The sequence below is a fragment of the Kitasatospora sp. NPDC048540 genome (assembly GCF_040651175.1).
Taxonomy (GTDB): domain Bacteria; phylum Actinomycetota; class Actinomycetes; order Streptomycetales; family Streptomycetaceae; genus Kitasatospora.
Map to the genome: position 1 here is coordinate 54,997 of NZ_JBEZIR010000013.1, position 20,735 is coordinate 75,731.

18 protein-coding genes and 2 tRNA genes are annotated in these 20,735 nt (G+C 75.1%); 10 read left to right on the forward strand and 10 right to left on the reverse strand.

What is annotated here, in order from left to right; genetic code table 11:
* Positions 1–62 precede the first annotated feature (62 nt).
* A complete protein-coding gene (locus AB0D08_RS08140) occupies positions 63–476 on the forward strand; it encodes a DUF3151 domain-containing protein (RefSeq protein ID WP_033817882.1) in 414 nt (137 codons plus the stop codon).
* 335 nt (positions 477–811) lie between these two features.
* Positions 812–1,576, forward strand: coding sequence for a DUF3152 domain-containing protein (locus AB0D08_RS08145; RefSeq protein WP_149037888.1), 765 nt, complete (start codon positions 812–814; stop codon positions 1,574–1,576).
* 27 nt (positions 1,577–1,603) lie between these two features.
* Here AB0D08_RS08145 and AB0D08_RS08150 read toward each other — a convergent pair whose 3' ends face one another.
* The 5 genes from AB0D08_RS08150 to purS form a co-directional block, all read right to left on the reverse strand.
* A complete protein-coding gene (locus AB0D08_RS08150) occupies positions 1,604–3,241 on the reverse strand; it encodes a hypothetical protein (protein WP_359886990.1) in 1,638 nt (545 codons plus the stop codon).
* A gap of 148 nt (positions 3,242–3,389) precedes the next feature.
* Positions 3,390–4,217 carry a sterol carrier family protein gene (locus AB0D08_RS08155; RefSeq protein WP_033817885.1) on the reverse strand — a complete coding sequence of 276 codons (828 nt, stop codon included), beginning with the start codon at positions 4,215–4,217 and terminating at the stop codon, positions 3,390–3,392.
* 117 nt (positions 4,218–4,334) lie between these two features.
* Positions 4,335–6,590, reverse strand: coding sequence for a phosphoribosylformylglycinamidine synthase subunit PurL (gene purL / locus AB0D08_RS08160; protein WP_033817886.1), 2,256 nt, complete (start codon positions 6,588–6,590; stop codon positions 4,335–4,337).
* Positions 6,590–7,267: a phosphoribosylformylglycinamidine synthase subunit PurQ gene (gene purQ, locus AB0D08_RS08165; protein WP_033817887.1), complete on the reverse strand. Its 678-nt coding sequence runs from the start codon at positions 7,265–7,267 to the stop codon at positions 6,590–6,592. The genes purL and purQ overlap by 1 nt, the downstream gene beginning before the upstream one ends.
* The gene (purS, locus tag AB0D08_RS08170) at positions 7,264–7,518 is read right to left on the reverse strand and encodes a phosphoribosylformylglycinamidine synthase subunit PurS (RefSeq protein WP_033817888.1); all 255 of its coding nucleotides are present in this window, start codon (positions 7,516–7,518) and stop codon (positions 7,264–7,266) included. Before purS ends, purQ begins: the two co-directional genes overlap by 4 nt.
* 467 nt (positions 7,519–7,985) lie before the next feature.
* Between purS and AB0D08_RS08175 the strand changes: the two genes are divergently transcribed.
* The 7 genes from AB0D08_RS08175 to AB0D08_RS08205 all read left to right on the forward strand — a co-directional run bounded on the left by AB0D08_RS08175 (position 7,986) and on the right by AB0D08_RS08205 (position 12,637).
* The gene (locus AB0D08_RS08175; RefSeq protein ID WP_033817889.1) at positions 7,986–8,303 is read left to right on the forward strand and encodes an Lsr2 family protein; all 318 of its coding nucleotides are present in this window, start codon (positions 7,986–7,988) and stop codon (positions 8,301–8,303) included.
* A gap of 129 nt (positions 8,304–8,432) precedes the next feature.
* Positions 8,433–8,505: transfer RNA gene (locus AB0D08_RS08180), tRNA-Gly, on the forward strand.
* A 66-nt stretch (positions 8,506–8,571) separates the two neighbouring features.
* A tRNA-Gly gene (locus tag AB0D08_RS08185) sits at positions 8,572–8,647 on the forward strand.
* A gap of 160 nt (positions 8,648–8,807) precedes the next feature.
* Entirely contained in the window at positions 8,808–9,824 is a 1,017-nt protein-coding gene (locus AB0D08_RS08190; protein WP_359886996.1) for an ABC transporter ATP-binding protein, read from the forward strand.
* Entirely contained in the window at positions 9,821–10,657 is an 837-nt protein-coding gene (locus tag AB0D08_RS08195) for an ABC transporter permease (protein ID WP_359886998.1), read from the forward strand. Before AB0D08_RS08190 ends, AB0D08_RS08195 begins: the two co-directional genes overlap by 4 nt.
* A gap of 112 nt (positions 10,658–10,769) precedes the next feature.
* A complete protein-coding gene (locus AB0D08_RS08200; protein ID WP_359887001.1) occupies positions 10,770–12,026 on the forward strand; it encodes a sensor histidine kinase in 1,257 nt (418 codons plus the stop codon).
* Positions 12,023–12,637: a response regulator transcription factor gene (locus AB0D08_RS08205; protein ID WP_033817892.1), complete on the forward strand. Its 615-nt coding sequence runs from the start codon at positions 12,023–12,025 to the stop codon at positions 12,635–12,637. Before AB0D08_RS08200 ends, AB0D08_RS08205 begins: the two co-directional genes overlap by 4 nt.
* A gap of 61 nt (positions 12,638–12,698) precedes the next feature.
* On the opposite strand, the gene AB0D08_RS08210 is transcribed toward AB0D08_RS08205, so the two are convergent.
* From AB0D08_RS08210 to purD, 4 genes are all read right to left on the reverse strand, one after another.
* Positions 12,699–13,598, reverse strand: a complete 900-nt coding sequence (locus AB0D08_RS08210) for a phosphoribosylaminoimidazolesuccinocarboxamide synthase (RefSeq protein WP_033817893.1) — start codon at positions 13,596–13,598, stop codon at positions 12,699–12,701.
* A gap of 128 nt (positions 13,599–13,726) precedes the next feature.
* Positions 13,727–15,289: a N,N-dimethylformamidase beta subunit family domain-containing protein gene (locus AB0D08_RS08215; RefSeq protein WP_033817894.1), complete on the reverse strand. Its 1,563-nt coding sequence runs from the start codon at positions 15,287–15,289 to the stop codon at positions 13,727–13,729.
* A gap of 165 nt (positions 15,290–15,454) precedes the next feature.
* On the reverse strand, positions 15,455–16,960 hold the full coding sequence (locus AB0D08_RS08220; RefSeq protein ID WP_359887005.1) for a hypothetical protein: 1,506 nt from the start codon (positions 16,958–16,960) through the stop codon (positions 15,455–15,457).
* Between the two features lie 488 nt (positions 16,961–17,448).
* On the reverse strand, positions 17,449–18,699 hold the full coding sequence (purD, locus tag AB0D08_RS08225; protein ID WP_359887008.1) for a phosphoribosylamine--glycine ligase: 1,251 nt from the start codon (positions 18,697–18,699) through the stop codon (positions 17,449–17,451).
* 484 nt (positions 18,700–19,183) lie between these two features.
* Here purD and AB0D08_RS08230 point away from each other — a divergent pair, with 484 nt between their 5' ends.
* Positions 19,184–19,957: an SLATT domain-containing protein gene (locus AB0D08_RS08230; RefSeq protein ID WP_359887037.1), complete on the forward strand. Its 774-nt coding sequence runs from the start codon at positions 19,184–19,186 to the stop codon at positions 19,955–19,957.
* 62 nt (positions 19,958–20,019) lie between these two features.
* Here AB0D08_RS08230 and AB0D08_RS08235 read toward each other — a convergent pair whose 3' ends face one another.
* Entirely contained in the window at positions 20,020–20,667 is a 648-nt protein-coding gene (locus tag AB0D08_RS08235; protein ID WP_033821605.1) for a hypothetical protein, read from the reverse strand.
* Between the last annotated feature and the right edge of the window lie 68 nt (positions 20,668–20,735).

The following is a 20,735-nucleotide window of genomic DNA, read 5'->3' on the forward strand; positions in this document are numbered from 1 at the left end:
GTCCGCCGCGCGGGGGCACCGGCGTCTTCGTTCCCCACCCGGTCAGTGGTTGACTGGGCCCCATGAGCATTCACGAGAACCTGCTCGGCGGACCGCCGCCGACCCACCTGCCGGCCGAGACCGGCCCGCTGGAGCTGCTGGCCTCGGGTGCCACACCCGCCGAGGTCGCGGCCAAGTTCCCGACCTCCTCGCTCGCCTGGGCGCAGCTGGCCGACGACGCCTTCGTGGCCGGCCGGACCATCGAGTCGTACGCCTACGCCCGCACCGGCTACCACCGCGGCCTGGACGCGCTGCGCCGGTCCGGTTGGAAGGGCCACGGCCCGGTGCCGTGGGAGCACGAGCCGAACCGCGGCTTCCTGCGCGCGCTGCACGCCCTCGCCCGGGCGGCCGGCGCGATCGAGGAGAAGGACGAGTACGAGCGCTGCACGCAGTTCCTGCGCGACTCCTCGCCGACCGCCGCCGACACGCTGGGCTGAGCCGGTCCCCCGATCCGAACCGCCGATGCCCGGGGCCCGCGCCCCGGGCATCGCCGTCGGCCGGGGGCGGGCGGGAACCGGTGGCGGCGCCGGCGCGTCGAGGAAGTGTCGAGGACGCACGGAGGGTCGGGACCCTCGGCGTGCATACCGAGTATGTAGACAAAGTCGGCACGCCGTGCGAGGCTGACCCGGATGGCCCTCGTCGCACCGCAGTTGACCGGTCATCACGTCCCGTCGTCGAAGAGAGAGGGCCCGTAGTGCCCGACTCCCGCTCCTCCAGGCGTGCCCCGGCCCGTGGGCGCAGGCGCGCCAGGCCGAAGCGCCGCCGGCTCGGGATGGGCATCGCGCTGGCGGGTTCACTGGCGGTGCTGGGCGGCACGGTGGTGGCCCTCGGACTGCCGCAGGGCACGCCGGGCAGCAGCGGGCCGAGCCGGCAGGCCCGGGCGGTGCCGAGCGAGAGCGGGGAGCAGTCGCCGTCCGCGGCCGCGCCCGTGCAGCCGGCCAGCACCCCGCCGCCGGCCCCGGCCCCCGCGCCCGCCGGGACCCCGACCGGCACCTTCGTGACCGCCGCGGCCAACGGCCCGGCCGTCGGCAAGGGCAAGATCCGGCGCTACCGGGTCGAGGTGGAGAACGGGATCGGCATCGACCCGCAGGCCGCCGCCGGCGAGGTGCAGGCCATCCTGGCCGACAAGCGCGGCTGGACCACGGACGGGCGCACCGGCTTCCAGCTGGTCGCCGACGGTGCGTACGACTTCACCATCAAGATTGCTTCACCGGGGACCACCGACAGGATCTGCGCCACCGCGGGCCTGAACACCCAGGGTGAGGTGAACTGCGACGTCGGCGATCAGGTGATGGTCAACTCCAAGCGCTGGGAGACCGGTTCGCCGCAGTTCACGGGCCCGATCGAGGAGTACCGGGCGCTGATCGTCAACCACGAGGTCGGCCACCGGATAGGCCACGGCCACGAGGGCTGCCCCGGCCCGGGCAAGCCCGCGCCCGCGATGATGCAGCAGATCTACGGCCTGAACGGCTGCACCCCCAACGCCTGGCCGTACTCCGCGGACGGCAAGTACCTCAGCGGCCCCAAGGTGGCCTGAGACCGGGCCCACGGCCCGCTACGGCCGCTACGGCGCGGCGGCCCCGGCCCGTACCGCGGCGATGCCGTCCGCCGTCCCGAGCACCAGCAGCTCCCCCGCGAGCGCCAGCGCCCACACCGGCGAGCCCAGCCGCAGGTCCAGCGGCGGCGCTCCGGGCCGCCACAGCCGCACCAGGCCGTCCGCCCAGGCGGCGGCCACCGTCAGCCCCTCCCCCGTGGCGTCGGCGGCGACGGCCGCGACCTCCCTGGCCCGCCGCTCCAGCACCTCGGCCGGATCCCCGGAACCGGGCCGCCACAGCCGCACCGCACCGTCGAACCCGCCGCTCACCAGTACCGGCCGCCCGTCCGCGAAGGCACCGGCCAGCGCGGTCACCGGCCCCTGGTGCAGCGCGGCGGCCGACACCCGGCCGTCCGGGTCCCGCCAGTGCAGCGTGCCCCGCTCGTCCCCGAGCGCCGGGAGTGCGCCGGGCAGACCGGGGACGGCGGCGACCGCGCTCGGCCCGCCGCCGGCCAGCGCCTGCAGCTCGGCCAGTGCCTCACCCGGGCGGCTGTCGGCCTCCGCGGCGGACGGCACCACCAGGCCGTGGCCCCGGGCGTCCAGCAGCACCACGCTGCCGCCGGGGGTAACCGTCAGCCCGCGCAGCGGCTCCGGCCCGGGGGCCGGCACCCGGGCCAGCGGACGGCCGGAGGCCGCGTCCACGGTACGGACCGTCCCGCCCGGGTCGGCGAGCAGCAGCTGGCCGGCGTACGAACCCGCGCCGAGCGCCAGCGAGGAGACCGGACCGGGCCAGCCGAAGGCCGAGTTGGGCCACATCGCCCACACGCAGTGCCAGGGGGCGTCCGGCTCCGCCAGCCGGTCGGCCGCCGGCCCGTCCAGACCGATCAGCCGGGTCCGCAGCACCGCGGCCCGTACGGCGGGGTCGCGCTCGCCGACCAGTGCCGCCCCGGTGGCCCGCCACAGTTCCGGGAGGGTGCCCGGCAGCTCGCCCAGCGCGGCGGCGACCGCCACCGGGTCCTCGTGGGCGAGCAGCCGGGGATCGGCGAGCAGCTCGGCGGGGTGCGGGCCGGGCGGCGGGCCGGCCGGCCCGTGCGGACCGCCGAGGGCCGCGCCGGGACTCGGGTACCGGGCCGGGTCGGCGCCGGCCGTGGCGCACCAGGCGGTGAACCGGGCCCGGTCGGTCCACTGCTCCAGCGCGAGGTCGAGCACGGCCGGGTCGGCGACCTCGGTGAACCCGCCGACGGCCTCGGCGCCGCCCTCGACCACCAGCCTGACCTGCGGCGAGCGCAGCAGCGGGTCCAGCAGCCCGGCCACCAGCCGGTCCGGGTCCAAGGCCCGGGCGAGGTCCGGGACGCAGATCACGGTGGGGCGGTCGTCCTCGGCCAGGGCGGCGAGCAGTTCCTCGGGGGTACGGGCGGGCAGTTCCAGCAAGCGCCCCAGCAGCCAGGCGGCGCTGCGCGGGTCCGTCCCGGCGGCGGGCAGCACGGCGTGCACCCCGGCGCCGCTGTCGGCCAGCCAGGACAGCAGGTGGGTCCGGCCCGAACCGGGCGGTCCCACGACCTGGCACAGCCGCGGAGCCCGGGCGTCGCCGAGCCAGCCCAGCAGCGCCAGGCCGGCCGGGCGGCGGCCCGCCCGCAGTGGCGGTATCCGCCGACCCTCTGCACCCACGCCAAGTCCCCCTTCAGAGCCCGCGGCCGGTCCATCGCCATCCGGCCGGCCGTCGGCGCCCCGAGCTTACTGACCGGTGCCCGTCAGGTCTCGGCCCAGCACCCCGCCTCCGCCCGCTGACCGCCCTCCGCCCTCGACCGCGGGCCGGTCAGCCCAGCACCGGCAGGTAGGCGCTCAGGTCACTGCGCTCGCCGCTGGCCGTCACCTCGGCCGCCTCGACGGCGCCCGCCCAGTCCGCCCGGCCGGTGGCGAGCCGGATCCAGACCAGCGGGGCCGCCTCGACCACGTTCGGCGGGGTGCCCCGGGTGTGCCGGGGGCCCTCGACGGCCTGCACCACCGCGTACGGCGGCACCCGCAGCTCGACGGCGCCGCCCGGCACCTGCGCGGCGAAGGAGTCGGCGAGCAGTCGGGTGACGGCGGCCAGCGCCTGCCGGTCGTGCCGGAAGCCGGTGATGCCCAGCGCGTGGGCCAGGTCGTCGGCGTGCACCACGCTCTCCACCAGCCGGGTCACCAGCATGTCGGTGAGCGTCATCGAGCCGAGCCGGATCTCGAACCGCCGGCCCGCCAGTGCGTCGGCCGGGCCCGCCAGCAGGGCCAGCAGCAGGTCGGCCTCCCGGTCGAACGCCTCGGCGACCTTCGCCGGGCAACCGTCGAAGTCGGCGGCGGCGTGCGCCCGGGCCGCCTCGTCGAGGGACGGTGCCAGCGCGGCGACACCGGCGACCCACTGGGTCAGGGCGAGCGGCGCCCGGCCCTGCTGCGGGTCGTCCAGGTGCCGTGGCACCCAGCCGAGTTGCAGGGCCAGGTGGGCCAGCAGCTCGCGCACCCGCCAGCCGCCCAGCCGGGTCGGCCGGGCCAGCAGTTCCTCCGCCGCGGGATCGGCGCACAGCACGCGGACGGCGGCCCGCAGTTCCTCGGTCTGCGCGGCCAGCGCGGCGCGCACCTTCGCGGGGTCGTAGCTACGGGTCCGGTTCGCCATGTCCGGAAGGCTAGCGCGGACCGGCGACACGCCCGGCCCCCGCGGATCCCGGGAGCGGCCCCGAACGCGCGGAGGGCGGCCCGCCGCTCGCGCGGGCCGCCCTCCGTCGGGGTCCGATCAGCTGATCAGGGCCTCGATCACACCGGTGTGCGCGTCCTTCAGCTCGGCCAGCGAGACGGTGAACTGGCCCTGGACGTCCAGGACATCACCGTCGACCACGCCGATCCGGGCGACCGGCAGGCCGCGGGCGCCGCACATGTCGTTGAACCGGAGCTCCTCGCTGCGCGGCACGGACACCACGGCCCGGCCGGCCGACTCGGAGAACAGGAACACGAACGGGTCGAGCTCCGCGGGCACCACGATCCGCGCGCCCTTGCCGCCCTTGAGGCAGCTCTCCACCAGCGCCTGGCCCAGACCGCCGTCGGAGAGGTCGTGCGCCGCGTCGATCATGCCGTCGCGGGAGCCCGCGATCAGGATCTCGGCGAGCAGCCGCTCGCGCTCCAGGTCGACCTTGGGCGGCAGGCCGCCCAGGTGGCCGTGGACGACCTCGGTCCAGGCGGAGCCGCCCAGCTCGTCGGCGGTGTCGCCGAGCAGGTAGAGCAGCTGGCCCTCCTCGGCGAAGCCGATCGGGGTGCGCCGGGTCACGTCGTCGATCACGCCCAGCACCGCGACCACGGGGGTCGGGTGGATGGCGGTCTCGCCGGTCTGGTTGTACAGCGAGACGTTGCCGCCGGTGACCGGGGTGCCGAGGATCTGGCAGGCGTCGGCCAGACCGCGGGTGGCCTCGGCGAACTGCCACATCACGTCCGGGTCCTCGGGGGAGCCGAAGTTGAGGCAGTCGGAGACGGCGAGCGGCTTGGCGCCGCCGGCCGCGACGTTGCGGTACGCCTCGGCCAGTGCCAGCTGGGCGCCGGTGTACGGGTCCAGCTTGGTGAAGCGGCCGTTGCCGTCGGTGGCGACCGAGACGCCGAGGTTGGTCTCCTCGTCGATCCGGATCATGCCGGAGTCCTCGGGGGTGGCCAGCACCGTGTTGCCGAGCACGTAGCGGTCGTACTGGTCGGTGATCCACGCCTTGGAGGCCTGGTTCGGGGAGCCCGCGACGGCCAGCAGGGCCTCCTTGAGCGCCTCGCCGGTCGCCGGGCGCAGCAGCCGCCCGGCGGTCGGGGCGTCCGCCTGCAGCGCGTCCTGCCAGCTCGGGCGGGCGTACGGGCGCTGGTAGACCGGGCCGTCGTGGGCGACGGTGCGCGGCGGCACGTCGACGACCTGCTCGCCGTGCCAGAAGATCTCCAGGCGCTCGCCGTCGGTCACCTCACCGATGACGGTGGCGATGACGTCCCACTTCTCGCAGATCTCCAGGAAGCGGTCGACCTTGCCGGGCTCGACGATGGCGCACATGCGCTCCTGCGACTCGCTCATGAGGATCTCCTCCGGCGAGAGCGTCTTGTCGCGCAGCGGCACGGTGTCCAGCTCGATCCGCATGCCGCCGGAGCCCGCCGAGGCCAGCTCCGAGGTGGCGCAGGAGAGTCCGGCGCCGCCGAGGTCCTGGATGCCGAGCACCAGCTTCTCGGCGAAGATCTCCAGGGTGCACTCGATCAGGAGCTTCTCCTGGAACGGGTCGCCGACCTGGACGGCCGGGCGCTTGGCCGGGCCGGTCGCGTCGAAGGTCTCCGAGGCCAGCACCGAGACGCCGCCGATGCCGTCGCCGCCGGTGCGGGCGCCGTACAGGATGACCTTGTTGCCGGCGCCGGAGGCCTGCGCGAGGTGGATGTCCTCGTGCTTCATCACGCCCACGCACAGCGCGTTGACCAGCGGGTTGCCCTGGTAGCAGGAGTCGAAGACGACCTCGCCGCCGATGTTCGGCAGGCCCAGGCAGTTGCCGTAGCCGCCGATGCCCGCGACGATCCCGGGCAGCACGCGCCGGGTGTCGGGATGGTCGGCCGCGCCGAACCGCAGCGGGTCCATCACGGCGACCGGGCGGGCGCCCATCGCCAGGATGTCGCGGACGATGCCGCCGATGCCGGTGGCCGCGCCCTGGTAGGGCTCGATGTACGACGGGTGGTTGTGCGACTCGACCTTGAAGGTGACCGCGTAGCCCTGGCCGACGTCGACCACACCGGCGTTCTCGCCGATGCCGACGAGCATCGCGTCGCTGGCCGGGGCCTTCTCGCCGAACTGCTTGAGGTGGACCTTGGAGCTCTTGTACGAGCAGTGCTCCGACCACATCACCGAGTACATCGCGAGTTCGGCGCCGGTGGGGCGGCGGCCGAGGATCTCGCGGATCCGCGCGTACTCGTCCTCCTTGAGGCCGAGTTCGGCCCAGGGCTGGACGGAGTCCGGGGTCTGCTCGGCGTTCTTGACGGTATCCAGGGACATCAGGCGTTCACCAGCTGCTTCAGGACGGACGTGAAGAAGCCCAGGCCCTCGGTGGTCGGGCCGGTGAGCGGCTCCACCGCGTGCTCGGGGTGCGGCATCAGGCCGACGACATTGCCGGCGGCGTTGGTGATACCGGCGATGTCGCGGTACGAACCGTTCGGGTTGACCTCGAGGTAACGGGCGACCACCCGGCCTTCGGCCTCCAGCTCGTCGAGGACATGCTCGTGCGCGACGAAGCGGCCCTCGCCGTTCTTCAGCGGGACGACGATTTCCTGGCCCTGGGAGTAATCGCCCGTCCAGGCCGTGGTGGCGTTCTCGATCCGCAGCTTCTGGTCGCGGCAGGCGAAGTGCAGCGAGTAGTTGCGGGTGAGCGCACCGGGCAGCAGGTGGGATTCACAGAGCACCTGGAAGCCGTTGCAGATACCGAGGACCGGCATTCCGAGCCTGGCCTGCTCGATGACCGTCTCCATCACCGGCGAGAAGCGGGAGATGGCGCCGCACCGTAGATAGTCGCCGTAGCTGAATCCGCCCGGCAGGACGACGGCGTCGACCTGATGGAGATCCTTGTCACGGTGCCACAGGGCGACCGGCTCGGCGCCGGCCAGGCGCACCGCGCGCTGGGCATCGCGGTCGTCGAGCGAGCCGGGGAAAGTGACGACGCCTACGCGGGTGGTCACTTGCCCTCCTCCTCGACCCGGACGGTGAAGTCCTCGATCACGGTGTTGGCGAGGAAGGTCTCGGCTGCTTCGCGGATGCGGGCGAGGGCGGCGTCGTCCACCGGCCCTTCCAGCTCCAGCTCGAAACGCTTGCCCTGGCGGACGTCGGCGATCCCGTCGAATCCCAGACGCGGCAGCGCACGCTGCACCGCCTGTCCCTGGGGGTCGAGGATCTCCGGCTTGAGCATGACGTCGACTACGACGCGTGCCACTGGCACTCCCGGTGGTGTCGTGCGTGAAGGCGGGGGGACCTTCAGACTACCTGGGCTTTCGGGCGTGATTGCGGCCCGGACATAGCGACGCGCGTAGACCATCGACCCTTACGCGACAAGGGTTCCGGGCCTCTCCGCACCCCGCGTACCGGCCGGTTTTCCGGCCGGTTAATGCCCCGCGACGGCCCTCGCCGAGAACACCCGAATACCCGCACTCCGGACAGATCGACCACCCCTATCATCCGGGTATCCATCCTCGCGAGCATCACGTGAATTTCCGGAAAAAGGAATCCACAGCCCTTCGTATTCAGCCCCCTTTGGGTGCAGAATAGGGCGACCGGCAGCCGCGGGTGCGGCGTATCGGCATGGCCGTGAGCCTGCCCTCGTACGCCCGCTCCACCGGCCACCGGGGCACCCGGGGCACTTCCGACACCCGGCGGCCGAATTGCCCGAGAGGATTGACACCCATGGCTCAGCGTGTAGTCGTCACGCTCTCCGACGACCTGGACGGCGGCGCCGCCGCGGAAACCGTCCACTTCGGCGTCGACGGGAAGTCGTACGAGATCGACCTGTCTGCGGACAACGCCGAAAAGCTGCGGGAGGCCCTCGCCCCGTTCGTCGCGGCCGGGCGCCGCCAGAGCCGCACCGGAAAGTCCTTCCGGCGCACCGCGCTCACCCCGGACCCGGCCGCGGTCCGCGCCTGGGCCCAGTCCAACGGCATGGAGCTGCCGGCCCGCGGCCGCATCCCGAAGCACGTCTACGAGGCGTTCGCCGACGCCAACTGAGACCGGCCGCCGCCCCACCCTGCCTCCCCGGAGGTAAGGGTGGGGCGAGCACTCCGATCGATGTTGTAGAGTAATTCTCGTCGCCGCAACGGGGAAGACCCGGAGAGGCGACCGGCGCCCAGGCGCCGTGCGGACGTGGCTCAGTTGGTAGAGCATCACCTTGCCAAGGTGAGGGTCGCGAGTTCGAATCTCGTCGTCCGCTCGCAGTGTCCCCGGACACAGCAGCAGTACCCGGTACGCAGTACCGTGCAGGACAAGTTCACAGCATGCGGACGTGGCTCAGTTGGTAGAGCATCACCTTGCCAAGGTGAGGGTCGCGAGTTCGAATCTCGTCGTCCGCTCCAGTACGAAGGGCCCCCTCGACGAGGGGGCCCTTCGGCGTTTCCCCGCCCGGGGCCGCCGGGCCCCCGTCTGACATTTGTCACCGCCGATCCGTGGATCCGCCCCGGCGGCCGGTGACGGGACGCACTGCCCGCGCTGCCCGGCCGGCGGAACGCTGGATGCATGACCGACACCAGTCACCCCGCGCCCGTCATCGAGGCGGCCGGGCTCCGCCGCCGCTACGGACCGGCCGGCGAACGCGGCTTCGACGCCCTGCACGGCCTGGACCTCACCGTCCGCCGGGGCGAGCTGTTCGCGCTGCTCGGCACCAACGGCGCCGGCAAGACCTCCGCCATGGAACTGCTGGAGGGCCTGGCGGCACCGACCGCCGGCCGGGTCCGCGTACTGGGCCTGAACCCGTACCGGGAACGGGCCGCACTGCGCCCGAGGATCGGCATCATGCTGCAGGAGGGCGGGTTCCCCGGTGACCTCACCGTCGCCGAGACCGTCCGCAGCTGGGCCGGCCTGACCAGCGGTGCCCGGCCGGTCGACGAGGCCCTGGACCCGGTCGGTCTGCGGCACCGCCGCGACGTGCGGGTCAAGCAGCTCTCGGGCGGCGAGCGCCGGCGCCTGGACCTGGCGGTGGCCCTGCTGGGCCGGCCCGAGGTGGTGTTCCTGGACGAGCCCGGCAGCGGGCTCGACCCCGAGGCCAGGGCCGCCGTGCGGCAGCTGGTCCGCGGGCTGCGCGAGCGGGGCACCACCGTGCTGCTCACCACCCACCATCTCCAGGAGGCCGAGGAGCTGGCCGACCGGCTGGCGATCATGCACCACGGCCGGATCGTCACCGGCGGCACCGTCGCCGAGGTGATCGCCGGACACCCCGCCCGGATCACCTTCGAGCTCCCGGAGCGCCGCGGACCGTACGGGACGCTCGGGCTGCCCGCGCTGGACGGCGCCGAGGTCACCGCCGAGGGCCGCCGGATCACGGTCCGCACGTCCGCCCTGCAGACCGTCCTCACCGCCCTGCTGGGCTGGGCCGCCCGGCACGGGATCACCCTGGCCGGGCTGGACGCCCGCAGCGCCTCGCTGGAGGAGGCCTTCCTGGCCGTCGCCGCCGGGCCCGCCGATGCCGCCGATGCCGTCTGGTCCGGCGGCGTCCCGGCGACCGCCGTCCGCCCGCCGATCGGAGACTCCCGATGACCACCGTCCAGGCGCCGGACACCACCCCGGCCACCACCGGCACCACCACCACCGGCCGGCTGCTCGCCCTGGGCCGGGCCGAGGCCACCCTGCTGCTGCGCAACCGCACCGCGCTGCTCACCGCGCTCGGGCTGCCGGTCCTGCTGGTCGCCGGCGTGCGCGAGGTGCTGCGGCAGCAGGCCTCCACCACCCCGGGACTGGACCTGAACGCCGCGCTGGTCACCGGCGTCACCGGGATCGTGCTGCTGTTCGTCGTCTACTACAACCTGACCGCCGCGTACGTGGCCCGCCGCGGCGAGCTGGTGCTCAAACGGTTGCGGACCGGCGAGGCCCGGGACCTGGAGATCCTGGCCGGCACCGCGCTGCCGTCGGTGCTGCTGGCGCTGGTCCAGTGCGCGGCGCTCGGGGTCGCGGGGGCCGCGCTGCTCGACCTGCCGGTGCCGGTCAACCCGCTGCTGGCGCTCGCCGGGCTCGGGCTCTCGGTGGTCCTGCTGACCGGGCTGGCGGCCCTGTCCAGCGCGTACACCCGGACCGTGGAGAGCGCGGGCATCACCACCCTGCCGGTGCTGATGACCGCCCAGTTCGGCTCCGGCCTGATGTTCCCGCTGGAGGTGATGCCCGACCAGCTGGCCGGCCTCTGCCGGGCGCTGCCCACCACCCCGGCGTTCCTGCTGCTGCGGATCGGCTGGTTCGGCACGGACGGCTCGGCCCCCGCGACCGGGTTCGCCGGCAGCTGGGGCGCGGGCGCCCCGCAGCTGGGCCTGGCCGTGTGCTGGGCCGCCGCCGTCTGGTGGGCCGCCCGACACCGGTTCCGCTGGGAGCCCCGCCGCTGAACCGCCGGGGCCGGGCCGAACCGGCGGGGCTGGCCCCGCGCGGGCCCGCCGGGATAGGAAGAGGGCCGGACTGTGCGGGTGGGACCGGACCGTGCGGGTGGGAGGGGACGACATGGACCTGCGGCGACCGCTGCAGCGCTGGCGGGCCTGCGGCAAACCGCAGCGCACCGAGATCTACATCCGCTGGTCGCTCTACCTGATGGCGCTGATCCAGCCGCTGGCCGTGCTGGCACTGCTCGGCAGCCCCGAGGGCTCGGCGCTGCCCCGGCCGGTGCTGGCGGCCTCCCTGACGGCCTCGCTGGCGGGCACCGTGATGTCGGTGGCCCTGTTCCGGCCCGCGCTCGCCCACTACCTGGGCCGGTCCGCCCGGCCCACCGGCCGGGTGGCGGCCTCCGCCGTGCTGACGGTCGGCTGCGCGTGGGTGGTGCTGCTGCTCGGCCCGGCCGCCCCGGACGGCGCCCCGCCGCCCCACACCGCCCTGATCGCCACGGCCCTGGTGCTCTGGTTCGCCCCCGTGTCGATCGCCCTGACCGACCGCGGCGCCGCCACCCTGGCGGGCGCCGGCGCCCTGCTGCTCACCGCCCCCGTTCTGCTGCTGTCCGGGACGGCGCCCGCGACCACGCTCGGCCTGCTGGCCGGCACCGGCGCCTCGATGGCCCTGATCGCCGTCACCTGCCGCTGCTCGGCCTGGCTGGCCAAGGTGGTCTGGGAACTCGACGACGCCCGCGAACGGCAGAGCCGGCTGGCGGTCGCCGAGGAGCGGCTGCGGTTCTCCCGCGACCTGCACGACGTGCTCGGCCGCAACCTCACCACCATCGCGCTCAAGAGCGAACTGGCCGTCCAGCTCGCCCGCCGGGGCCGCCCGGAGGCCGCCGACCAGATGACCGAGGTGCAGCGGATCGCCCAGGAGTCCCAGCGCGAGGTGCGCGAGGTGGTCCGCGGCTACCGCACCGCCGATCTCCGGGCCGAGGTGGCCGGCGCCCGGTCGGTGCTGCGCGCCGCCGGGGTCGACTGCACGGTCGACCTCGGTCCCGACCCGGCCGCCCTCCCCGCGGTCGCCCAGTCGGTGCTCGGCTGGGTGGTCCGCGAGGCCACCACCAACGTGCTGCGGCACAGCGAGGCCGGACACTGCACGGTACGGCTGCGGACCACCGGCGGCCTGGCCGTGCTGGAGGTCGAGAACGACGGCGTGCCGCCCGGCCGCAAGGACACCGGGCAGCCCGGCACCGGCCTGGCCGGCCTCGGCGAGCGGCTGGCCGCGCACGGCGGCGGCCTGTCGCTCCCGGCGGCGGCCGCGGGCGGCTTCCGGCTCGCCGCGACGCTTCCGCTCACCAGCCCCGCGTCGGCCCCGGAGGTGGCCGCCCGATGACCGCACCCGTACGTGTCCTGCTCGCCGACGACGAACACCTGATCCGGGGGGCGCTGGCCCTGCTGCTCGGTCTGGAGAGCGACCTGACCGTGGTGGCCGAGGCCGCGTCCGGCCCCGAGGCGCTCGCCATGGCCAGGGCGCACCGGCCGGACGTCGCCGTGCTGGACCTGCAGATGCCGGGGCTGGACGGCATCGAGGTGGCCGCCGAACTGCGGCGGACGGTCCCGGAGTGCCGGGTGATGATCGTCACCGGGCACGGGCGGCCCGGCCATCTCAAGCGGGCGCTGGCGGCCGGGGTGCGCGGTTTCCTGCCGAAGACGGTCTCCGCGGCCGACCTGGCCGGGATCATCCGCACCGTCCGGGCGGGCGGCCGGTACGTCGACCCGGAGCTGGCCGCGGACGCGATCAGTGCGGGCGACAGTCCGCTGACCCCGCGGGAGACCGACGTCCTGGAACTCGCCGCGCACGGCACCTCGATCACCGAGATCGCCGAACGGGCCGCGCTGTCCCCCGGCACGGTCCGCAACTACCTCTCCGCGGCCGCCACCAAGCTCGGCGCGCAGAACCGGCACGCGGCCGTCCGGATCGCCCGCGAACACGGCTGGATCTGACCGGGCGGCGGCGGGAGCGGTCGGCCGCCGTGGCCGCCGGCCGCTCCCGGGGCCGGGCCGGTCAGACCCAGGTGGTGCCGGTGAGGCGCTCGTAGGCCTCGGCGTACTTGGCGCTGACCTGCTCGACGACCTCGGCCGGCAGGACCGGCGGCGGGGTCTCGCCGTGGCGGTCCCAGCCGGAGGCGGGCGAGGCCAGCCAGTCGCGGATGATCTGCTTGTCGAAGGAGGGCTGGGCCTGCCCCGGCCGCCACCGGTCGGCCGGCCAGAAGCGGGAGGAGTCCGGGGTGAGCACCTCGTCGCCGATCACCAGCTCGCCGTCCAGCAGCCCGAACTCGAACTTGGTGTCCGCCAGGATGATCCCGCGCTCGCGGGCGATGTCCCGGGCCCGGCCGTAGACGGCCAGCGTGGTCTGACGCAGGTTGGCGGCCAGCTCGGCGCCGATCCGGCGCGCGGTCTCCTCGTACGAGACGTTCTCGTCGTGCTCGCCGACCTCGGCCTTGAGCGCCGGGGTGTAGATCGGGGCGGGCAGCTCGGAGCCGTCCTCCAGGCCCTCGGGCAGCGCGATGCCGCAGACCGTCCGGTCGGCCCGGTACTCCAGCAGGCCGGAGCCGGTCAGGTAGCCGCGGGCGACGCACTCGACCGGGACCATCTCCAGGCTGCGGCAGATCAGCGTGCGGCCCTTCCAGTCGGCGGGGGCGCCGGCCGGGACCTCGGTGGAGATGACGTGGTTGGGCACGATGTCGGCGATCCGCTCGAACCACCACAGCGAGAGCTGGGTGAGGATCCGGCCCTTGTCGGGGATCTCGTTGGGCAGCACCCAGTCGAACGCCGAGGTCCGGTCGCTGGCCACCATCACCAGATCGCCGGACTCGGCCCGGTAGAGGTCGCGCACCTTGCCGGTGTGCAGGTGGACCAGGCCGGGTACCTGGACCGGCTCGGGCTTGGTGACAAATCCGCTCAAGGTCGTCTCAGTCCTCAGGGGTGGTTCGCGTTTCGGCAGGCCGCGAAGGGGAGGTCACTGCCCCCGAGTCTGTCATGGCCCGCCCCGCGGCCCGGCGGCGTCCCCGTCCGCCCCGGGCCGCCGGGCGCTCAGCCGTCCTTGCAGAGGTGGTCGAGCAGGTTGGCGGTGGCCCGCTGGATCCGCTCGTCGGTGTGGCCGGGCCGGTCCAGCGCGGGCGACCAGGCGAAGGTGCCGGCCGCGAAGACGTACGCACCGCTCGGCGCCCGGTAGAGCGAGGTCTCCTGGTGCGCGGGACGTCCCTCGGAGTCCCGGTACGGCGAGTGGGCGAGCAGGATCCGCTCGGTGTGCTCGGGCAGCGGCACCTTGGGGAAGTACCGGTCCGCCTCGCCCGCGACCAGACCCGGCAGCTCGCCGCCCTCCGCCAGGCCGGTGCCCGCCCAGAGCCAGTGCGTGGTGTTGCGGGCCACCATCGGGACCGGCGCCGGGACGCTGCCCGCGTACTGGACGCCGAGCAGCTGTTGCTCGGGCTCGCCGGCGTCCCGCCACAGCGCGCTGGCGGCCCCGGGCACCCCCGCCACCGGGCCGCCGCCCGGGACCCGCTGCCGCTTGCGGCAGTTGAGCAGCCGGTTGGCCTCGCCGGAGGGCCCCGCCGACAGGTCCACCCGCCAGTACATGGTGTTGGCGGACAGGAAGACCAGCGAGGTGCCACCGTCCCGGGCGCGTTCGACGGCCCTGCGCATCGGCTCGGACCAGTACTCGTCGTGCCCGGGGAAGACCAGCGCCCGGTGCCGGTCCGGGTCGACCAGGCCGGCGTGCAGGTCGGAGGCGGTCGCGTAGGAGAGGTCGTAGCCGTAGCGCTCGGCCCAGCGGATGAAGTCGTAGGCGTGGCCGACGTGCAGCGGCAGCCCGGCCCCGGCGTGCGGGCGGTCGAAGGAGACGGTCACGGCGGCCTCGGACTCGCCGACCAGCCGGCCGGCGCCGTCCCAGGCGTGGTAGAGGCTGGCGCCGGTGCTGCCGTTCTCCGGGAACAGGTTGTACGCCTGCCAGGTCACGTCCGGCAGGATCAGCAGCAGGTCGGCGGCGGTGTCGGCGGTGCCGGCCGCGGGGGCCGGCCGGTCCGCGAAGTCCCGTACGGTGAACGGGATGTGGCTGCGGTGCCGGTTGTCCGCGGTGGTCAGCACCGCGACGTACGCGCCGGGCCGCCAGTGCGGCGGGACCTGCAGCCGCCAGGACTGCCACCAGTGGTGGCACGAGACCGTCCGGCCGACCACCAGCGGTGCGGCCTGCGCCAGTCCGGCGATCAGCGGGCTGGAGGTGACCAGGTGGGCGCCGTCGCCGCCGTAGTGGCCGATCCGGTAGACGTCCACGGTGAACTCCCGCGGCGGGTTGACCGTGACCCGGAAGTCGACCGAGCCGCCGGGGCGGATCACCCCGGCCGAGGCGAAGCCCTTGATCTGCTGGTCGACGTCGTCGGAGTTCTTCGGGGTGCCGACCGGCGGCTTCGGCCGCGGCCCGGCCAGCGGCTCCTGGCCGGGGGCGTCCACGCTGACGTACCAGGGGACGGCGGCCTCGACCCCCGCCAGGTACTCGTCCGGACTGCGCAGCCAGGGCAGCGGCCCCTGCCCGAAGGGGTCGGACACGCTGTGCGCCAGCGTGGCGGACTCCCAGCGGCGGTCGAGTTCTCTCCCCACGCGCCCTCCCCAACCAGCGAGTCGCACACCCCCCCGTGTGGCAATTGCCATGCGGATGTGCGTGCGGTCCAGCACACCACACAATGCTGGCGCTGTGTCACCCAACGGTAGCAATTGGTGGCCGGGAACCCGGCGGGCCGGAGCGTCGCCGGGCGCCCGGGCCGGTCAGCCGGGCAGCCGGACCGGGCGCTCCAGCCGCACCCCGGCCGCCTCCAGCCAGGCGCGCAGCGGCTTGTCCTCGCCCTGCTCGACCGCCCGGGCCACCGCCGCGGCCGGCTCGCCGCGGCGGCCACCCGTCATGACCAGCACCGGACCGTCCAGCCAGTCCAGCCCGGGGGTGGCGACCCCGGTGTCGACGGCGGCGCAGCAGACCATCGCGGTGACGTGCTCGACCAGCAGCTCGCGTCCGCTGCGCACGGGTGGCAGCGGGGGCGCGACCCGGGCGGCGCGCGCCACCTGGCCGGCCAGTGCGGCGGCCAGCGCCTCGCTCCCGCCGGCGGCGAGCCGGGCCAGCAGCCGGGTCAGGGTGGGGGCGGCGGCGGGGCCGGCCGGGCCGGCGCCGTCCAGCGCCGCCTGCAGGGCGACGGCCTGTGCCCGCCAGCCGCGGTCGACCACCTCGGCCGGGTAGTCGGTCCAGTCCAGCGGCTGCCAGCCGCCCTCGGGCGGTTCGTGCAGCAGGCCGGCGGCGACCAGCGAGACCGCCTCGTCCACCAGGCCGGGCTCCTCGAGCAGGTCGCAGGCGGGGCGGTCGCCGAGCCGGCTGCCGTAGCCGTCGGCGAGGCGGTCGCGGCGGGAGAGCTCGGTGAGGGCGGAGACCACGCCGGCGTTCAGGTGGGCGGGGTGGCGGCCGAGCCGCCAGGCGGGCAGGGCGACCCGGGTGAGCAGCCGGTCCCAGCCGGCGTAGGCGAGGCCGACCTGTTCCTGGGCGGCGATCCGCAGGCCGTAGTCGACGGCCTTGGCCTGTTCGGAGGCCCAGCCGGCGACGGCCCGCTCGAGTTCGGCGGAGTGGTGGCGGCAGGCGGCGAGCAGCAGGCGGTTGATCCGGTCGATCAGGGCGGCGGGGCCGCGGTGGCGGGTGCCGAGGGCGGCGTCCAGCCCGCGGACGAAGCGGCGGGCGGCGGCGATCTCCGGGTCGGCGGAGGCCGCGGCCCCGGCCACCACGGGGGCGAGCAGGGCGCGCAGCTCGGCGGCGCGCATCCACCACAGGAAGGGCGAGCCGATCACCAGGACGGGGGCGGGGGGCGTGGCGCGGCGTCCGCCGCGGGGCGGGCGGCCGTCCTCCAGCCAGCTGTCGCAGTCCGGGGTGAGCGAGATTCCGGACGGGGCGGGGACGTCGAGCCGGTCGGCGAGCTCGCCGATCAGGCGGTGGAGCTCTGGGGCGGCCGTCTGCGGCAGCGGGACGGCGGGGGTGACGGGCGGCTCGGCCCGCAGCTGGGAGCGGGCCACCAGGCCGGCCAGCAGCAGGGTGACGGCGGCGACGCCGAGGACGGCCCAGCGGATCGCGTCCCACCAGGGCGCGTCCGGCGAGCCGGGTGCCCCGATCCGGCCGGTGGTCCGGCCGGCGAGCAGCACCGCGCCGAGGGCGGCGGGCAGCACGGCGGCGCCCAGGGCCAGTCCACGGACCCTCAGCACGGCCTGGGCACGTGCGCGGGCAGCGTGAGCAGCGGCCATACGGCGCGACACCCCCTTCGCGGCGCTCGGCTGCCGGGTCGGCCGGTGGTCCGGGGGACCATCGGTCGGGGCACCCGAGACCTCTCGGAAACGATCAATATCCGAACGGGAAACGGCGGAGCCGGCCCCCGGTTGTGCATCTTGCGCGGCACTTCTGACAGTTTTGACGCCCGCGTGCGGTTGCGTGTTCCGGATCGCCTGGGTTTCCACCCGTCCTGGTGACGGCGCCCGCACACCAGCGGCCCCAGCATCCCCCCGGCACGGGGCCGCCACCGGCGGCGTCCGCAGCGGCTCCCAGCAGGTCGCGGCGATCCAGCGCACCCTACGGCGGTCCGCGGCGTCCCGTCAGCCGGATACCCAAGGAGTCACCCGATGGAGGGGAAATCCTGCGCCGGCCGCGCCCGGGGCGGGCCCCGGGAAATCCGCAGGGCGCCGCCGCCGGACGGGTGGCCCGGTGGCGGCGCCCTGGTCGGCGCGGGTGGCGCGGGTCAGCCGGCGGCGGCCTCGCGCGCGATGTCGGTGCGGTGCTGGGCGCCCTTGAAGCCGATCCTGGCCACCCCCCGGTACGCCCGGTCGCGGGCCTCGGCCAGGTCGGTGCCGATCGCCGTGACGGACAGCACCCGGCCGCCCGCGGTGAGCACCCGGCCGTCCTGGTCCGCCCGGGTCCCGGCGTGCAGCACGTACACGGTGCCGTCGGCGGCGTCCGCCTCGTCCAGGCCCTCGATCACGTCACCGGTGCGCGGGTCGGCCGGGTAGCCCTCGGAGGCCAGCACCACGGTGACGGCGGCGCCGTCGTGCCAGCGCAGCGGCTCCAGGGTGTCCAGGGTGCCGGTGGCGGCGGCCAGCAGGACGCCCGCCAGCGGGGTCTCCAGCCGGGCCAGCACCACCTGGGTCTCCGGGTCGCCGAAGCGCGCGTTGAACTCGATCACCCGGGTGCCGCGCGAGGTCAGCGCGAGACCCGCGTAGAGCAGGCCGGAGAAGGGGGTGCCGCGGCGGCGCAGCTCGTCCACGGTCGGCTGCAGGACCGTCTCCAGGACCTCCTGCACCAGGCCCGCGGGGGCCCACGGCAGCGGCGAGTAGGCGCCCATGCCGCCGGTGTTGGGGCCCTCGTCGCCGTCCAGCGCGCGCTTGAAGTCCTGCGCGGGCACCAGCGGCAGCACGGTCTCGCCGTCGGTGATCGCGAACAGCGAGACCTCGGGGCCGTCCAGGAACTCCTCGATGACCACCTGCCCGCAGGCGGCGGCGTGGGCGAGTGCGGCCTCGCGGTCGGAGGTGACCACGACGCCCTTGCCGGCCGCCAGGCCGTCGTCCTTGACCACGTGGGGGGCGCCGAAGGCGTCCAGGGCCTCGGCGGCCTCGGCGGGGGTGGTGCAGACGTAGGCGCGGGCGGTGGGGACCCCCGCGCCGGCCATCACGTCCTTGGCGAAGGCCTTGGAGCCCTCCAGCCGGGCGGCGGCCGCGGAGGGCCCGAAGACCGGGATGCCGGCCGCGCGCACGGCGTCGGCGACGCCCGCGACCAGCGGGGCCTCCGGGCCGACCACGACCAGGTCGGCGGTGAGCTGCCGGGCCAGGGCGGCGACGGCCGCCCCGTCCAGCTGGTCGACCGGGTGGACCGTCGCCACCTGCGCGATCCCGGCGTTGCCCGGGGCGCAGTGCAGCTCGCTGACGGCGGGATCTTGGGACAGGGAGCGGCACAGGGCGTGTTCGCGGGCGCCGCCGCCGATGACGAGGACCTTCACGTCTGGAAGGGTAGTCGGTGGCCGTTCGGCGGCCGCTCCCGGCTCCGTCCGAAGCTCCGAACCGGGCGGGCGATTCCGGCCCAGGTTTTGTGCGAACCTCCAGCCTGCCCGCTCCGGCAGGCCCCCAGGTCAGTGACCGGCGCCGCGCACGCCTCGCTCGGAAGGGTGAAATCTCGCCACCCGCCGCAACCCTCCCACCTCGTGTTCCGGAGGTGAATTCCGATAACGATCACCGCCGAAGCGCCCCCACGGTCAGCCATTTGGCGGTAAGAAGTGCTGTTGGACCGATGCCCGGCCGCGCGCCGGGACACGACACCATGGGCGGCCCGCACCCGCACGCGGCGTCGGACCGGGCCGGACCCGAGCCGGCCGGACCGGCCGTCGGACCGATGCAGCATCAGATCCACACACTGTCGGTCCCGGTACCCTCCGGACCGCCGCAGTCACCCCGCCACAGGGAGCGCCACAGGTGAGCCAGCCGGAAATGCAGCCCGAGGAGAGTGCCTGGGGCAAGGACGTCGGCGAGGAGGACCAGCCCGCCCTGCCCGTCGCCGCGCGGCGCGCCCCCACGCGCCGCCGCGCCGACCTGAGTGCGCGCCAGTTCCCGCTCGGGGACTGGGGCGAGCCCGCCGAGCGGCTGGAGGAGCTCTACCGCTGGTCCGAGGAGCGGGCGGTCGAGGCGATCGACTGGTACCGGCGGGACCGGATCTGGAAGCGCCGCTGGGCCCGGCTGCTGCGCTTCGGCGCGGCGGCCTTCGCGGTCACCGGGGTGAGCGGCCCGCTGGTCGCGCTGACCGGCGTGCTGGACCGGGCGGCCGAGTGGGGGTACGTCGGACTGGCGCTGTCGGCGGCCTGCCTGCTGGCCGACCGCGCCTTCGGGCTGACCTCGGGCTGGATGCGGGACGTCTCCACCGCGCAGGCGCTCCAGCGCCGCCTGGAGGCCTTCCAGTTCGACTGGGCCTCGGAGTGCGTCCGTGAGGTGCTCGGCCCCACCGAGGGCACCGCCGGCGAGGCCGCCGAGCGCTGCCTCGGCGTGCTGCGCCGGTTCTGCGAGGACGTCTCGGACATGGTCCGCAGCGAGACCTCGGAGTGGATGCTGGAGTTCCGGGCCTCGATGACCCAGCTGCCGACCCAGGCACCGGGCCTGTGGGGCGGCCGCAGCGAGATCGGGGTGGGCGCCCAGGTACGGGTGCTGCCGCCGCCGGGCACCCGGCCGACCATGCCGCGCCAGCGGCCGCCGGAGGGCCCGCTGCGCTGAGCCGCGCGCCCCGGCCGGGCCGGGGTGCGCGCCGGCGGGCCCGGAGGGCCGGGCCCGGCCGGTCAGGCGAAGACCACCATGGAGCCCTGGGTGACGCTCCTGGTGGCGGCCGCGTACAGCCCGGCCCAGGCGTGCCGCTCGCGGGCGTACGGGTGCAGGTCGTCCAGCGGCGGCCCGAACGGCTGCTGCAGCTCGGTCGGGCCGAGCGGGCGGGTGGGGGCCGGCGGGTTGAGCACGTCGATGCCCAGCACCGGCGCCACCGCCTGGAGTTCGCGCAGCAGCCCGAACGAGGAGCCGAGCGGGCCGCCGGCCACCAGCAGGCCGTCGTCCACCAGCGGCAGCTGGAAGTCGACCGGCACGTAGGCGCCCGCGTGGTCGAAGTGCCAGACCAGGTGGGACTGTTCGGCGGTGGACTCGAACATCTCCAGCAGCTGCTCGTAGTCGCCGCCGAGCGCGTCCACCGGGGTGATCTCGAAACCGGTGAGGCCCAGCATGTAGGCCCGGCGCAGGAAGTGCAGCGAGTCGTAGTCGAACGCGGCTATCGGCTCGACCTCCCCGCTGATCCCCGGTACGTACTGGTAGACCGGGACTTCGGGCAGTCCGTGGGCGGCGAGCACCGCGTTGTAGCGGACCAGGTCGTCCCGGAACGGGTTCTCCGGGCTGTTGGTCAGGACGTCCACGAGCGGGACGAGCCAGAGGTCGCAGGCCATGGGCCGGCTCACCCTCTCCGGTGGGCGGGCGCCGGTGCGCGGGGCACCGTCGGCGGGCGGACAATGAC

What these genes read in the sequence shown, in the direction of transcription:
- AB0D08_RS08140 (WP_033817882.1), top strand. Translation starts at nt 63, where the DNA reads ATGAGCATTCACGAGAACCTGCTCGGCGGACCGCCGCCGACCCACCTG.
- AB0D08_RS08145 (WP_149037888.1), top strand. Translation starts at nt 812, where the DNA reads ATGGGCATCGCGCTGGCGGGTTCACTGGCGGTGCTGGGCGGCACGGTG.
- AB0D08_RS08155 (WP_033817885.1), bottom strand. Translation starts at nt 4,217, where the DNA reads ATGGCGAACCGGACCCGTAGCTACGACCCCGCGAAGGTGCGCGCCGCG.
- purL (WP_033817886.1), bottom strand. Translation starts at nt 6,590, where the DNA reads ATGTCCCTGGATACCGTCAAGAACGCCGAGCAGACCCCGGACTCCGTC.
- AB0D08_RS08175 (WP_033817889.1), top strand. Translation starts at nt 7,986, where the DNA reads ATGGCTCAGCGTGTAGTCGTCACGCTCTCCGACGACCTGGACGGCGGC.
- AB0D08_RS08190 (WP_359886996.1), top strand. Translation starts at nt 8,808, where the DNA reads ATGACCGACACCAGTCACCCCGCGCCCGTCATCGAGGCGGCCGGGCTC.
- AB0D08_RS08195 (WP_359886998.1), top strand. Translation starts at nt 9,821, where the DNA reads ATGACCACCGTCCAGGCGCCGGACACCACCCCGGCCACCACCGGCACC.
- AB0D08_RS08200 (WP_359887001.1), top strand. Translation starts at nt 10,770, where the DNA reads ATGGACCTGCGGCGACCGCTGCAGCGCTGGCGGGCCTGCGGCAAACCG.
- AB0D08_RS08205 (WP_033817892.1), top strand. Translation starts at nt 12,023, where the DNA reads ATGACCGCACCCGTACGTGTCCTGCTCGCCGACGACGAACACCTGATC.
- AB0D08_RS08220 (WP_359887005.1), bottom strand. Translation starts at nt 16,960, where the DNA reads ATGGCCGCTGCTCACGCTGCCCGCGCACGTGCCCAGGCCGTGCTGAGG.
- AB0D08_RS08230 (WP_359887037.1), top strand. Translation starts at nt 19,184, where the DNA reads ATGCAGCCCGAGGAGAGTGCCTGGGGCAAGGACGTCGGCGAGGAGGAC.
- AB0D08_RS08235 (WP_033821605.1), bottom strand. Translation starts at nt 20,667, where the DNA reads ATGGCCTGCGACCTCTGGCTCGTCCCGCTCGTGGACGTCCTGACCAAC.